General features: G+C 40.3%; 7 protein-coding genes. 6 read left to right on the forward strand and 1 reads right to left on the reverse strand.

Annotated features, from left to right (window positions below):
- The first annotated feature begins 226 nt into the window (after nucleotides 1–226).
- Nucleotides 227–4,171, forward strand: coding sequence for a two-component regulator propeller domain-containing protein (locus tag NBH15_RS22665; RefSeq protein ID WP_128133372.1), 3,945 nt, complete (start codon nucleotides 227–229; stop codon nucleotides 4,169–4,171).
- Between the two features lie 88 nt (nucleotides 4,172–4,259).
- Here the strand turns inward: NBH15_RS22665 and NBH15_RS22670 are convergent, their stop codons facing one another.
- A complete protein-coding gene (locus NBH15_RS22670; RefSeq protein ID WP_244050506.1) occupies nucleotides 4,260–4,955 on the reverse strand; it encodes a TapB family protein in 696 nt (231 codons plus the stop codon).
- Nucleotides 4,956–5,157: 202 nt separating this feature from the next.
- On the opposite strand from NBH15_RS22670, the gene nadB reads away from it, so the two are divergent.
- The 5 genes from nadB to NBH15_RS22695 all read left to right on the forward strand — a co-directional run bounded on the left by nadB (nucleotide 5,158) and on the right by NBH15_RS22695 (nucleotide 16,388).
- On the forward strand, nucleotides 5,158–6,732 hold the full coding sequence (gene nadB / locus NBH15_RS22675; RefSeq protein ID WP_129697152.1) for an L-aspartate oxidase: 1,575 nt from the start codon (nucleotides 5,158–5,160) through the stop codon (nucleotides 6,730–6,732).
- Between the two features lie 131 nt (nucleotides 6,733–6,863).
- Nucleotides 6,864–7,799 carry a FecR family protein gene (locus tag NBH15_RS22680; RefSeq protein ID WP_128133374.1) on the forward strand — a complete coding sequence of 312 codons (936 nt, stop codon included), beginning with the start codon at nucleotides 6,864–6,866 and terminating at the stop codon, nucleotides 7,797–7,799.
- Nucleotides 7,800–8,001: 202 nt separating this feature from the next.
- The gene (locus NBH15_RS22685; protein ID WP_244050505.1) at nucleotides 8,002–11,316 is read left to right on the forward strand and encodes a TonB-dependent receptor; all 3,315 of its coding nucleotides are present in this window, start codon (nucleotides 8,002–8,004) and stop codon (nucleotides 11,314–11,316) included.
- A gap of 11 nt (nucleotides 11,317–11,327) precedes the next feature.
- A complete protein-coding gene (locus NBH15_RS22690; protein WP_233566890.1) occupies nucleotides 11,328–12,959 on the forward strand; it encodes a RagB/SusD family nutrient uptake outer membrane protein in 1,632 nt (543 codons plus the stop codon).
- Between the two features lie 162 nt (nucleotides 12,960–13,121).
- Nucleotides 13,122–16,388 (forward strand): glycosyl hydrolase, encoded by a 3,267-nt coding sequence (locus NBH15_RS22695; protein WP_233566892.1) that lies wholly within the window; start codon nucleotides 13,122–13,124, stop codon nucleotides 16,386–16,388.
- The last annotated feature ends 82 nt before the right edge of the window (nucleotides 16,389–16,470 follow it).

Genomic DNA, 16,470 nt, shown 5'->3' on the forward strand with positions numbered 1-16,470 from the left:
ATTTTTTTTCATCTGATTTTAAATTTAAGATATGCTGACAAATGTATAGTCTGCTTTCAAGAAGGGCGTCAAATCCTGTCTAAAAGTATTCCTCTATTGTACAAACACCTAATTATCAGAAAATAACAATCAAACCTTTTGAATATGATTTTGGATCCTATACTATTTTACCTATTGGGGAATTCATTGTTTAGCTGTATATTTGTAAAAAAAGTAAAATTAGATTATGAAGTTTTTTCCACATATCGCATACATTATTTTACTCTGTCTTTTACCCGGTACCGGACGGAGCAACAATGCCAGCTATTATTTCAAACAAATAGCAATCGAGCAGGGATTATCACAATCGAGCATCAACTCCATTTTATGCGACCATAAAGGAATACTATGGATAGGAACAAAGTCTGGATTAAACTGCTACGACCAGCATGAACTGAAAAGTTTCTTCAACGAAAAAGACAATAAATATTCACTTCCCGGCAACTATATACAATTTGTTGCAGAAGATTCGCTCAATAATCTTTGGGTTTCCACCAATAAGGGATTGGTTAAATATAATCCCGACTACAACAATTTCGACCCGATTATAAAAGAAAAGATATTTTCTTATCTCTGTATACCCGGAGGAATTCTTTTCGGAGGAGAAAAAACACTTTATCGTTTTGATTATCAGAACAAAAATATTGAACGTACTCATCTCAATACAGAAAATCACTTACGGGAAGCCGGAGAATATTCCATCCTCAGCATATTAAACATAGAAGGGGATAAGGTATTGCTGAACACAAAAAAGCATGGGCTTCTCACCTATAATTATACGACAAACGAGATTTATAAAGACGACTCGTTGCCGTTTACCAATACAGTATCCGCCATTTTTATCAACGCCGAAGGATATATTTACCTATCCCCTTACAGGCAGGGACTTTTCTGCTACGACCCGAAAGGGAAACTGATAGCCCACTACAAAAGCGAAAACTCCAAACTCAGTAATAATATCATTCTCAGCATCCTGGAGAAAGACGGGGATATATGGATAGGAACCGACGGCGGAGGTATCAATATATATCATCCCAGCACAAAAGATTTTACCGTCTTACAACATATTCCGGGAGATGCAAATTCGCTTCCCGTCAATTCCATTACTGTCCTTTATATGGATAATGAAAAGAATCTCTGGGCCGGTAGTGTGAGAGGCGGCATATTCGGAATCAAGGAAACTTATATCAGGACGTATAAAGACGTTGCCTTAAACAACACCAACGGATTAAGTGAAAAAGCCATCACCAGCCTGTACGAAGACAATGACAGTCTTTTATGGATAGGGACAGACGGCGGAGGAATCAATGTATACAACCCATTTACCGATACATTCAAACAATTTACTTCCACCTACGGCGATAAGGTGACTTCCATTACCGGCTTATCCGACACGGAGCTTCTGGTCTCGTTATTCAATCAGGGAATAGTTGTTTTCAACAAAAAAACGGGGAAATACACCCCATTTACCATTGTCAACAACCAGATCAATACAGAAGAATGTTATTACGGCTTTATGCCCCTGGCGCATAAAGTCAGCAACGACAAAATATATATTCTGTCGCTCAGTGCACGTATCTACTATCCTGAGACAAAGACCTTCTCTACCATAAAAACAAAAGAAACCGATTTCTCCCTGGAAGCGCTGAACCTGACCTATGCGGACGATTCACTTATTTTTATGATAAAAGAGAATTATGTCTTACAGACATTACAGAAGAACGACAGCCTGTCCCTTCTATTCACCACTGAACCAAGCGAAACTATCCATACCCTTTGTTATGATAAAAAAGGGACCGTCTGGATAGGAAGCGACCAGGGACTCAGCTATTACAATCTGAATGAGAAAGTATTGCACCGGATCAATACCCGGCTTTTCAATAACGTGTCTTATCTTTTCCTCGACGATAAAGGGCGTCTCTGGATAGGTGCACAGAATATGCTCTTTTCGTATGTTATCGATGAAGGGAGATTTATTATCTGGAGCGAATCCGATGGATTTTCGCCGAATGAAATCCTGTTTATGTATCAGGAACAGTCCAAAACAAATAACATTTACCTGGCAGGAACCGACGGACTGGTAAAAATAGATAAGAATATCTCATACAATAATGACCTCCAACCGGAAATAAATTTATCCGATATTCTATTCAACGGAAGCACTTATCTGAAAGAGTTCGATGCAACCCAACGGTCAATTACGGTTCCCTGGAATTACACATCTCTATCGGTCGTGTTCAATATAAACCAGAAAGATATATTCAGAAAAACAATGTTCCGCTACAAAATAGAAGGGGCAAACGAACAATACATCGAATCTTATAACAACAAATTAAATCTGCCGGTACTACTCCCGGGAAGTTATTCGATTATTGCATCCTACAATACGAAAAGCGGGATATGGAGCCAGCCCAAAAAGATACTCACACTCCATATCACCCCGCCCTGGTATAAAAGCAATCTTTTTATTGTCAGCGCAATCCTGTTAATCATAGGAATCATTACTGCTACGGTATATACTATCCTGAAGAAAAAAGAAAACCGACTGAAATGGGAGATGAAAGAACATGAGCAGGCCATGAACGAAGAAAAGATACAGTTCCTGGTCAATATAAGCCATGAACTCAGGACTCCCCTTACACTCATTTACGCTCCGTTGAAAAGACTTATCGACACCAGCCATGAAAATCTGAATCCCGAAGTTATTCACGGCCAGTTAAATACTATTTACAAACAGTCGAGAAAAATGAAAAACCTGATTAACATGGTTCTCGACCTAAACCGCATCAAAACGGAGCAGAAGTCTTTACAAAAACAGCCTCACCCGTTAAATAAATGGATAGTCTCCGTCTCCGAAGATTTCAAAACTGAATTAGAGGAAAAGAGTATCCAGCTGATATATCAGCTGGATACTCAGATTGAGTCAATCTGGTTCGACGAATGGAAATGCCAGACTATTTTTTCCAATATTCTGATGAATGCCCTTAAATTCTGCGAACCGGAAACACAAATAACAGTATCGACCCAACTGATGGGTAACTATGTCAGAGTCGCCGTCGCAGACCAGGGTATCGGCTTACAGAATGTCGACCCCCGGAAGCTCTTCAACCGTTTTTATCAGGGCAAACACAATAAAAGCGGTAGCGGAATCGGTCTGTCTTATGCCAAAGTATTGATTGAAATGCACGGAGGACACATAGGTGCATATAATAATCCGGATAAAGGCGCAACCTTCTATTATGAGTTACCCATATCGCCCGAAAATACAACGTCCGGACAACAGGAAACACAGGAAACAGAAAACAAAGAAAATTTATCTATACCGTTAGACTTGTCCGCGACCGGAATTTCTTGTGCAGGATATTCTTTACTCATCGTAGAAGATAAAGATGAACTTCGGCTTTTCCTGAAAGATTCGTTCAAAGATATATTCAAGCAGGTTTATACCGCAGAAAATGGTCTTGCCGCCCTGGAAATAACGAAAGCTAAACAACCGGATATCATCGTCAGCGACGTCATGATGCCCCAAATGGACGGCTATGAACTCTGTAAGAATATAAAGAACGATATTGAAATCAGCCATATCCCCATCATTCTGCTGACAGCCAAATGCGACCAGGAAAGTACCGAACAAGGGTATAAGCTCGGTGCAGATTTTTATATCCCGAAACCGTTTGAGTTAGACTTCCTGCTGACTATCATTCTTAACTTGCTAAAAAGCCGGGAAGCCATCAAACAAAAATATAAAGAATCCTCTACCCTGCTCCTGCCACAGGAGGCCACAATCAGCAATGCAGACGAACATTTCATGTCGAAGATGAATGAACTGATAGATAATAACCTGGCCAACCCGGACCTCGATGTAAGCTATCTGATGAAAAAGATGACTATGAGCCGTGCTTCCTTATATAATAAGGTAAAGGTTCTTACCGGTATGGGCGTTAACGATTACATCAATAAAATCCGGATAGAGAAAGCCTCTTTGATGCTTATACAAACGGATTTGACCATATCGGAAATATCTTATGAAGTAGGTTTCACTTATCAACGGTATTTCAGTACCATATTTAAACAAGTCAAAGGAATGACTCCAACCCAATTTAAAGAAAAAAACAGAAGGAAAGAGAGTTGACAGGGGAAAAGAAAATACGCCGCCGCTTCACAGCAACAGCGTATCCACTTAAACCGGTCAAACAATTCCAAAAAGGAATATATTTTACTTATTTTACTTCTTCGAGTACGGAATAAGATTGCAATACATTATTATTATTGTATTGTTCCGTGCGGACTACCCCGATATTGGGAGCATACCATTCATATCCGTAACCTTCGATTGTTTCTTTCGGGGAACGTGATTTGATTTTAAATTTTACCTTCGTGCAATCGAACGTTCCTGCCGGAGTGGTAATCTCTTCGGTTTTCACATATTCGCGGTCGTAAATCGAAATGTTCTTCCTGTCTTTACGATTCTTCTTTGAATAAATGTTGATGACTGCATCGTCGAAATAGACATCATCCGAAGATGCTCCTTGCGCTACGCTCGGATAATTGATTACGGCATCGGTAGCCGCCACTGCGGTATTCGTTGTAGTAACAAAAGATGGATTGGACAGCACCTCTTTCATATCCATAAAGAATTCGCCATCCTGGCAAAAAGCCTCCAGTTCGCCTTTGTCGATAACTGTTCCGCCATTATTGACGAACACGTAGCCGGCTTCGACTTCCAGGCCGGATTGTTTACTTTCCACCTCATCCACTACATAAGTCATTACACCTGACAGGTTTCCTTTGCCGTCATAACTCTTTTTCACCAGTTTAGTACCTTTTGTCGTAGGGAAAAAGAATGTACAATCTTGTGCCATAGCCCCGCCTGCCAACATAGCGGCCAAAGCTAACAGTAAAACTTTAGATTTCATATTTCAAAACGTTTAAGTATTAATAATAAGCCGGATATCCAATGCGTAGTTAAAACAGGAGAAGTCAGCGAATGTTTATGGCTTTTCTTTTAAAAATAGCAAAAGAATGCCTATTTCGCCCTTATTTATAAGGAAAGGGGCATCGAAGGGTACAACCATAAAAGTTAATTCCTAACTTTGGCGGTCTAAACAGTAATGTCTTATGGTACAAAGATTCGATTTCTTAGTGATAGGTTCCGGTATTGCAGGAATGAGTTTCGCACTTAAAGTTGCCAGCAAGGGAAAAGTAGCCCTGGTATGCAAAACTAATCTGGAAGAAGCTAACACATATTTCGCTCAGGGAGGCATCGCCTCGGTAACGAACCTGATTGTTGATAATTTCGACAAACATATTGAAGATACAATGATAGCCGGCGACTGGCTCAGCGACCGCGATGCCGTGGAAAAGGTCGTGCGCAACGCCCCTCAGCAAATCAAAGAGCTAATCAGCTGGGGTGTAGACTTCGACAAGGACGAGAAAGGCAACTTCGACCTGCATCGTGAAGGGGGACATTCCGAATTCCGCATCCTGCACCATAAAGACAATACAGGTGCCGAAATACAGGATAGCCTGATTCAGGCCATCCAAAAACACCCCAACATCACCGTATTTGAGAATCATTTCGCAATCGAAATACTGACGCAACACCATCTGGGTGTCACTGTCACCCGCCAGACACCGGATATAGAATGCTACGGCGCCTATATCATGGACCCGGACGGACGAATCGACACCTTCCTTTCCAAGGTAACGCTGATTGCAACCGGCGGTGTAGGTGCCGTTTACCAGACAACGACCAATCCGTTGGTAGCCACAGGCGACGGCATAGCGATGGTTTACCGTGCAAAAGGGACCGTTAAGGACATGGAGTTTGTACAGTTCCATCCAACGGCCTTGTACCATCCGGGCGACCGCCCTTCCTTCCTGATTACGGAAGCGATGCGTGGTTACGGCGGCGTTTTGCGTACGCTGGACGGAAAAGAGTTCATGCAGAAATATGATAAACGTCTTTCACTGGCTCCCCGCGATATTGTGGCACGCGCCATCAAAAACGAAATGGATACCCGTGGAGATGACCATGTATATCTGGACGTTACACACAAAGACCCGGAAGAGACAAAGAAACATTTCCCGAATATTTATGAGAAATGCCTGAGCCTGGGCATCGACATTACCAAGGATTATATCCCGGTAGCTCCTGCCGCCCATTATCTATGCGGAGGTATCAAGGTAGATTTGGATGCACGTTCTTCTATCGACCGTCTCTATGCGGTAGGCGAATGTTCCTGCACCGGTTTACATGGTGGCAACCGTTTGGCATCCAACTCACTAATCGAAGCCGTTGTCTATGCCGATGCAGCAGCCAAACACAGTTTAGGAATCATTGATTCATTGAAGTATCAGGAAAACATCCCGGAATGGAACGACGAGGGCACGACCTCTCTGGAAGAAATGGTCCTTATCACCCAAAGTGTGAAAGAAGTGGGACAAATCATGAGTACATACGTCGGCATCGTCCGCTCCGACCTGCGCCTGAAACGTGCCTGGGACCGTCTGGATATCATTTATGAAGAAACGGAGAGCCTGTTCAAACGCTCGGTAGCTTCGAAAGATATCTGCGAACTGCGTAATATGATTAATGTAGGTTATTTAATCATGCGCCAGGCCATCGAACGAAAAGAGAGCCGCGGATTGCATTATACGTTGGATTATCCGCCGGTAAAGAAGGAACAGTAAAACAAAAAAGAGCATCTCTGATTCACGGGATGCTCTTTTTGTTTAAAATATTTCATTTTCCTACTAGGGATTTCTGAACTTGTGTTGTCTTTTCTATACAAGACAAAAATAATACACACTAGTAAGCCTATATGGATAAAGAGATATTACAAAGATACGTAGAAGGAAATGTCAACCCGGAAGAAATCATTGCCGTAGTCGACTGGTTAGATGCAGATGAAAATAACGTCCGGGAATTTATGGCATTACATAAACTAAATGATATCTCTCTACTGAATCAAGCGGATAATCGGGCCGATAACCAAAAGAAGAAAAGGACTGTCTCTTTCCGGAAAATAGGCTATGAATTGGCCAAAATAGCCGCTATACTGATCATATTCTGGGGAGGCACGAAATTATTCGAAACAAACACTACCGAAGAAAGTATTATTACCTATCAGACACTATATGTACCTGCCGGACAACGTGCCGAGTTAATTTTACCGGATAGTACACGAGTATGGCTCAATGCACATAGTAAGCTTATATATCCTGTCAGTTTTGGAAAAGGAAACCGTCAGGTAGAATTAAACGGGGAAGCCTATTTTGACGTTGTTCATAATGAAAAACAACCTTTTATTGTAAAAACTCGTCAAATGGACATACAGGTCTTAGGCACAGAATTCAATGTAACTTCCTATTCTTCTGATTTTGAAGTATCATTATTAAGAGGATGTATAGAATTATCTTCGCCCAACCTCTCATCCACCTATCGGATGAAAGAGAAAGAACACATCAAATTAAAAAACAACAAACTGATTATAAACAATATTACCGATTATGATTATTTCAGATGGAAAGAGGGACTCATCTGTTTCAACAATGAATCGGTTGCAACAATTATTGAGAAACTCAAACTATACTACGACATTAATATAGAGACTCACAATAAGAAATTTTTAAACAGTCGGTATTCCGGTAAGTTCAGAACAAAAGATGGTATCGAGCAAGTATTAAAAGTCTTGCAGATAGAACATAAATTCAGTTATACCAAAAATAACGATTTAAATCTAATAACTATAAAATAGAATGCCTATGAGATAAAAAATGGAATGTAAAAATTAACCGGATCATGCTCCAACATAACCCGGTTATCACAGTCAGTACTCTGACACAACAGCAAATTGATTTTAGTACTAACTTTCTAGATTTTTCAAAGTTATGAAAAAAAAACCTATAGGGAAGAAGTATGCCCTATTATTATCAAATTTTAAACACATATTCAGACTTATGAAGTTAACCTTTTTATTATTTCTGTTATGTATTTCAAGTGTTTGGGCAAATAATGCCAATTCTCAGACGACTAAAGTAAATATCCAAGCCGAAAATATGCACATGAAGGATATTATCAGTCAGATCGAGTCACAAACGGATTATCTATTTGTTTACAATTATGAAAATGTAGATCTGTCACAAAAAGTATCATTAAAGGCTTCAGATATCTCCGTAGCAGAAGTTCTGAAAATTCTTTTTAAGAACTCGGATGTAGTATATGCTGTAGAAGGTAACAATATCCTGTTAATGAAAAATACAACGGAAAAAAAGCAACAAAGTGGCAAAAGAATATCCGGTAAGGTAACCGATTCAAACGGTGAAGCCATCATTGGAGCAAATGTTATAGAAGTAGGAACTGTAAACGGCACCATGACAGATATAAATGGTAATTATACCTTAACGGTTTCTCCTTCTTCAATGTTACAAATATCCTATATCGGATATCTTACACAAGAAATCCGGGTACAGAATAAAACATCATTGGATGTTATCATGAAAGAAGACTTGCAAGCATTGGATGAAGTTGTAGTCGTAGGATACGGAACTCAAAAAAAGGAAGTGGTTACAGGTGCTATCACTTCTTTAAAATCTAAAGATATTTCACTCAGCCCAACAGCCAATATGGCCTCCGGATTAGCAGGACGTCTTTCGGGTGTTATTATTAACACCCGAAATGGTGAACCAGGGGCAGACGAGTCAACCATACGTATCAGAGGTCAGAATTCCTTGGTATCCAACGATCCGCTTTATGTAATCGACGGTGTTGTTCGTTCTGAAGAAGGAGGTATATTCAGTCGGTTTGATCCGGAAGATATTGAATCAATCACTGTATTGAAGGATGCTTCAGCCGCAATATATGGTTCTCGTGCAGCAAATGGAGTTATATTGATTACCACCAAACGTGGTAAAGTAGGAAAACCGACCATTTCAGTCTCTTATAATCATTCATTTACACAGCCTACCCGGACTGTAAAAATGGCAAACTCAGCTTCATATGCAAGAGCTCAGAACCTGGCAAATGAAGTCAGAGGACTCAGCGCTCGATGGACAGAAGATGAGATACAGAAATTCGCCGACGGATCAGATCCACAACATTATCCTAATACCAACTGGTATGACGTAGTACAAAAGAACTGGTCTGGTCAGGACAAAGCAAATATACAACTTACAGGAGGTATGGATAACTTAACTTATCTTGTATCCGCAGGGTTCCTGGATCAAGGTTCTCCTTACAGAGAAAGCTCTATGAAGAACCGCATGTACAATGTCCGGTCAAACATAGATGCAAAAATAAACGACTATATAAAACTTACTTTTGACTTGTTTGGTAAAAACACAGACCGGACTTTACCGTATAATGGGCAAGCCAGTGGTAACGGGATGTACAGTTGGGTCGGTTTGAGTGCACCAACAGCTCATGCATACTGGCCTGGAACAGATTATCCGACAAATCAGGGATGGGGTAATTATAATCCCTTGGTTATCTCTACAGGAGATGCCGGTAGTACTGCTTCAAAAACATGGGTATTTAACGGACAATCCACCATCGACATCTCGATACCCTGGGTGAAAGGTCTGTCGTTAAAAGGCAGTATAGCATATGACTATTTTGGTCAGAACTACAAACAATTCGAAGATGTATATTATGTATATAGCTATGATGAAAGTAGCAATACTTATGAAAAATTAATGGGTCATACAACTGCTCCTCAGCTATTTATTGAGGAAAAGCGGACTGAGTATATAAACGGAAATGTACGTGTCAATTATTTGAACACATTTGCTGACGTACATACGGTGGATGCCTTTGTCGGTTTCGAACAGAATCAAACCAAAAGTACTGCATTGGACGGCAAACGTACTAATTTCCCTACAAGTGCATTGGGAGAATTGAATGCCGGAGATGCCAATACACAGACAAATCACAGTAGTTCAGCAAAAACAGCCAGAAGAAACTACTTCGGACGAGTATTATATGACTATGATCATAAATACATGCTACAATTCCAGTTCAGATACGATGGTTCCCATAACTTCCCTTCAGGAAATCGTTTTGGATTCTTCCCCGGAGTTTCAGGAGGCTGGACAATATCCAAAGAAAACTTCATGAAGGATATTACCTGGTTAAGCAATTTGAAAGCACGTGGTTCATGGGGAAAAATGGGTAATGATTATCTCAAAGACTCATTCCAATATCTAACGATGTATACGTTGGCAGACGGCTCAGTTTTTAACGGAACACAGTACTCAGGCATATCTCAGGCAAATGTACCCAATCCTAATATTACCTGGGAAAAAGCCGAAACGTATGATATCGGATTGGAAACTGGATTCTTGAATAACCGTTTGACTTTTGAATTCGATTGGTTCAAAACAAACAGAAAGGATATCCTGACAAAACGTAATGCATCAATCCCTACATTCACAGGCTTGAGTTTACCTGACGAAAACATCGGAGAAACCGAAAATAAAGGAGTTGAAATGATGCTTGGTTTCAGGGATGACCCTACCAAAGATTTTTCTTATTCAATATCCGGCAACCTGACTTACGCCCGGAATAAAGTAATATTTAAAGATGAAACGCCCATGGCGGAAATATACCAGAAAGAAGAAGGAAAACCTATCGGTGCAGCATTAAGATACGAAGCGATCGGAATATATAACGAAGCAGACATTGCAGACCCGAATGTACCCAAAAGACCGGGAACAGTAGCCGGAGATATCAAAATCAGAGACGTCAACGGAGACGGTGAAATCAATTCACTGGACCAGGTACGCCAGGATCTGACTAATATACCTGATATCACTTATGGTATCAACATCAATCTAAGTTGGAAACAATTCGATCTGACGTTAGGCTTCCAAGGACAAGCACGTGCAGTCTTTTACCTTCGTGAAGACTGGGTTAACCCCGCAACTTCAAACGGTGGTGCTAATATATTGCAATGGTGGACAGAAGATACTATGACCCCTGATAATCCGAATGGTACAAAACCACGGTTAGGTACAGCATATGGTATAGGTGGAACAACTTTCACTCAGATCAGTGCTAATTTCTTCAAACTCAAAAATGCAGAGATAGGATACAGAATTCCTAAAGAGATCATATCTAAAGTGGGTTTGTCAAGAGCCCGGGTATATGTGAGCGGGACAAACCTATTCTCTATTGACCATACCAGCAAATTCGGTATAGATCCGGAAGTTGCCAACGGAGGATGGGACCTGAATCCGATGCGATTGATAAATCTGGGTGTAAACGTTTCATTTTAAAAATACACATGATGAAAAAGATAATATATTTAGTAAGCATAACATGGATCATGTTATTATCTTCCTGTAGTGATGTGCTTGACATAACACCAACCGACAGATATCCTGATCCTTTAGTCTGGCAGGACGAAAACCTGCTAAAAATGTTTGTAAATGAACAATATAGTGGTATTTGTACGAAGGATAATTATTATGAGATAATGTTTTTCGGAGATGATAATTTCAGTAAATACAATAACGGTAGTTGTAATCTTGTCCGGGAAAACATATTGACAGCCGACAATGTTGGCTCTCTAAGCAACATATTATATGTATGGGATAATTCGTATAAATTCATACACAATATCAATGTATTCTTTAAAAACATAGAGGAATCATCGGTTAATGAGTCTGTAAAAAAAGAGCTTATTGCAGAGATGAAATTCATACGTGCTTATATTTATGCCAAATTGATCTGGTCATATGGAGGTGTTCCCATTATAGAGGAGGCTTATGATATCAATAGCGACTGGTCGCAAGTAAAAAGAAGCTCATGGGATGAATGTGTTACTTATATAGTAAAAAATCTGGATGAGGCAATAACCGACCTCCCAGATAAACCTTCAGTAAGAAACAGGGCTAGTGGAAATGCTGCTCGCGCGCTTAAATCACGAGTATTACTCTATGATGCAAGTATATTGAATAATCCGTCCAACGATAAACAGAAATGGCAAAAAGCAGCCGAAGCTGCTGCTGCTCTTTTCGACAAAGGATATACACTGGCAACAGATTATCAGAAAATGTTTCTGGATGTAAACTGTAGCGAATTTATCTTCACAAAAGAATTCAATGAGACCTACTACAGCCGATTAACCTTTTTTCTTGGCACCGCAGGAGATAACGGACGTGCATGGGTAGCTCCCTCCCTGAATATAGTAGATGCTTACGAAACAATAGATGGTGAAATTCCGGTTACCGATAGTGAATTGGGAACAGTCAACCCTAAATCAATGTACGACCCATCCGACCCTTATGCAAACAGAGACCCTCGTTTCTATGCATCGATCTATTATAACGGTTCCGATTTTGTGAATCGCAAAATAGAAACTTATATAGGAGGTTATGATGCCACAAATCAGGATGCCACCATGACAGGTTACTATATAAGGAAGTTTATAGAAGAGGATAAAGGCATTTCAGAAACAAGACATTATACGGGACCTTTTCCGCTATTCCGGTTGTCAGAAATGTATCTCAATTATGCAGAAGCCCAATATCATTTGGGAAATGAAGATCTTGCACGTAAATACATAAATAAAATAAGAGATCGTGAAGGAGTTAAAATGCCTCCTGTAACAGCCTCCGGAGAGGAATTACTGAATAAAATATACCATGAACGTATGATTGAATTGGCTTTCGAAGGACATCGTTATTTTGATGTACGTCGCTGGAAGATAGCAGAAAAAACAGAGACTACACATATAATGGGCCATGAGATTATAAAGAATAATGATGGAACATTTACTTATAATCGATATAAATTGACTCAGGATTCTCGGAAGAATGAATGGAAAGATGCATTTTACCGCCTGCCTATAGCTTTCTCTGAAATCCAGAAAAGTAACAATAGCCTGGAGCAGAACCCGGGATATGAGATAAATTAGTTCTGTTTCGACTCTGAAATAGACTTAATCTAAGGACTGTAAAACACCAATACAGTCCTTAGAACTTTATAAGTGTATTGAACATGTGAAATATACAAATCTCTACACCTATATCAGGAAGACTAATGTAATATTATAAAAACAGTTTATCAAAATAGAATGATGAGTAAAAAAATAATATCTGTAATTATTGCGATCCTACTCTTTGCCGGTTTATTATCAGGTCCCATTCATGCTGCAGAGAGATCTAATACAGCAATCGATCATTTTCTGAATCCACCTAAAGAATATCGTCCGTGGGTATTTATGTGGTGGTATGATAATGTAGATAAACCTGCTATAACAGAACATTTGGAAGAATTAAGTAAAAAGGGAATAGGTGGAGTTGTCGTGTTCTATCATGGGGGAATGCCGGATGTTCCTTTTTTAAGTGAATCCTGGCTTGAGTTATATCGCCATACCGTACAGGAATGCGCCCGTCTGGGTCTGGAATGTGGGGCTAATGTAAGTAGCGGATGGCCTTCCGGTGGTCCCTGGGTCAATCAGGAAAACGGGGCAAAACGAGTAGCATGCAGCGAAACGATTCTTGAAGGGCAATCCCAATTTTCCGGGAAATTAAATATGCCATCCGGAGTTAGCGGACTATATAAGGATGATGTTGTTCTAGCTTATCCTGTCCATGATCCTGTATCATTTAAACCCTCTATTTCAGTTAGTAGTAATGCCAAAGATATCAACAATATGCTGGATGGCGATTACAACACCGTTTGGAATCCGAAAAATGAGACGGAAGAATCATGGATTCTATTTGATTATAAACATCCCCAAAAAGTCGATTTTGTATATCTTGAACGGGAGGGAACAACAATACTTGAGTTTTCGGAAGACGGAAAAACATATCAACCAGTCGACACGCTTCATTCAGTCGGCATTGTTTATCAAAACGTTTATCAGTCCGTACCCGAATGCACTGCTCGTTTTTTCCGGCTTATCCTGAAGAAAGGGACAAACGAATCTGTTCGTATGGTATCTCTTGGAACCAAAGAGGACGTTCACCAGGTTGCTTTAATGAATGCCAAACGCGGCCTGATGAATCCATTGACTCCCATCGGCACATCAAAACTACAGGTGGAACAGGCTTTCCCTCTCGAGCCATTACGGGCTTCTTCTGAAAAGTTGCCACTCCGTACAAAGGATGCGATTGACTTGACCAATAAAATATCACCGGATGGAAATTTAAACTGGAAAGTCCCGGAAGGAAAATGGAAAGTCATCAGGGTTGGAACCGCTTTTGTTAAGATTCCGGTCGGTGGCGGTTTACTGCCTGATTATTTATCAGTAGAGTCTACATCCTTTGATTTTGATCATAGTAGTGGAATACTAATCAGTGAAGCTGAAAAACATGAGGGAATAACTTTTAAATATCTGCATGAAGATAATGTAGAAATTCATGGTATCTATTCATGGACAAAAAAAATGCTGGAAGAGTTCCGTAATCGCCGGGGTTATGATCCAAAACCCTATCTTGCAGCTATGGCCGGCGAAATAATTGAAAATACAGATATCACAGAACGTTTTTTGAATGACGTACGCCGGACGATTGCAGATTGTGTTGCAGATGGACATTATAAAGTATGGGCAGACCGCGCACATGAAAAAGGTGTTATGGTACGTGCGGAAGCCGGCGGACAACATCTTCCCCGACTGATGATGAATGACGGTTTGAAGAATCTGGGAAGATTGGATGTTCCGGTCGGAGAATTCTGGTATAGCGGCCATTGGAGTGAAAACCAATGGATACAGGCAGTACATCACAGCGGATCACTCCCGGAAGAATGGTACGAGGGACGCCAGAATGTCAATACCAAACAAGCAGCCAGTGCTTCTCATTTATACGGGAAAAAGAGAACGGCTTCGGAAGCATTTACCAGTTTTACCCATTGGGTAAGTTCTCCTGCCACTTTGTTACCACGGGCCAATGTCGCTTTTTGTGAAGGTATCAACGATATAACATTTCATGGTTCTGCAACATCCGGCCCTGCAAATGGAACTCCGGGAACTGTATTTGCTGCCGGAATTCATTTCAATAACCGGATTACATGGTGGAATCAGGCAAAATCATTTACGGACTATCTGGCACGCTGCCAATACATGCTTCGACGCGGACATTTCGTTGCAGATGTACTTTATTATGAAGGAGATCTTGTTCCCTGTTTCGTATCCCCGAAGAATATAGATCCTGACCGTGGCTTTGGATACGACTATGATGTGTGCAATACAGAAATCATAATGACCCGTTTATCCGTCCGGGATGGTCGGATTTACCTGCCTGACGGAATGAATTATCAGGTACTTGTTCTTCCTGAATCCGGGATTGTTCCAGTTGAAGTTGCTCATAAGATTCTCGAATTAGTTCAGGAAGGAGCAACAGTTATAGGTCCGCGATTCGTTAAAACCCCAGGATTAAAAGATTTCCCCCAAAGTGAAAAAATACTTCGTGAAATTACCCAAAAACTATGGGGCGAAACGGATGAACCAGTTGATCGCATTGTAGGCAAAGGACGTGTTATCAGTGGATTCAAAATTGCAGACGTATTAAAGAAAAATGCTATTGAAAGAGATTTCTCATACATGAATGAGAATGAAATAGCCAGCTATGGAATAGCACCCGTAAAAATAGATTTTATCCATCGCAGAGAAGGAGAAACTGATATATATTTTGTTATTAACCGAAGGAATACAACTGAAAATATAAATGCCAGGTTTCGTATGACAGGAAAAGTACCGGAATTTTGGAACCCGGTTGATGGTTCAACAAGTTCGGCAAAAGCCTTTTCAATCACTGATTCGATAACAACCGTACCTATGCAGCTAGCACCTTACCAAGGTCTTTTTGTTGTTTTCCGTAAACCTACTTCTGATACCCGGCAGGATGGAGTTAACTACACGGAGCATACGGTAGTCAAAACACTTGATACTTTATGGAGCCTGCATTTCGATCCTAAATCCGGAGGCCCTGGCGAGCCCGTAATTTACAATTCATTACAGGATCTGACAACAAACAATATACCCGAAATCAAATATTATTCCGGTACAGTGGTTTATCGTAAAGAATTTGATCTTGATATATTATCCGAAGAAAATCTTTTCCTTGATTTAGGAACAGTTCACGACCTGGCAACTGTCCGTTTAAATGGGAATGACCTGGGTACTGTATGGTGCGCTCCATGGAGACTTGAAATTTCTCAATATTGCAAACCGAAAGGAAATATTCTTGAAATAGCAGTAACCAATACTTGGTGGAACCGGTTGGTCTATGACGCTTCACAGCCTGAAGAAAAAAGGATTACCAAAACGAATATTGGTTTTTCGCCAGCATACAAGCTGATGCCTTCAGGGCTTATAGGACCTGTCACGATTAAAAGATAGGATATCTCCGATTATGAGGATATTTGTCCGCATTTTAATCTTTTTTTGAGAACAACATCGTTTAAATTCTTCTAAATTTACA

Source organism: Parabacteroides caeci, from assembly GCF_023656795.1.
Taxonomy (GTDB): domain Bacteria; phylum Bacteroidota; class Bacteroidia; order Bacteroidales; family Tannerellaceae; genus Parabacteroides; species Parabacteroides segnis.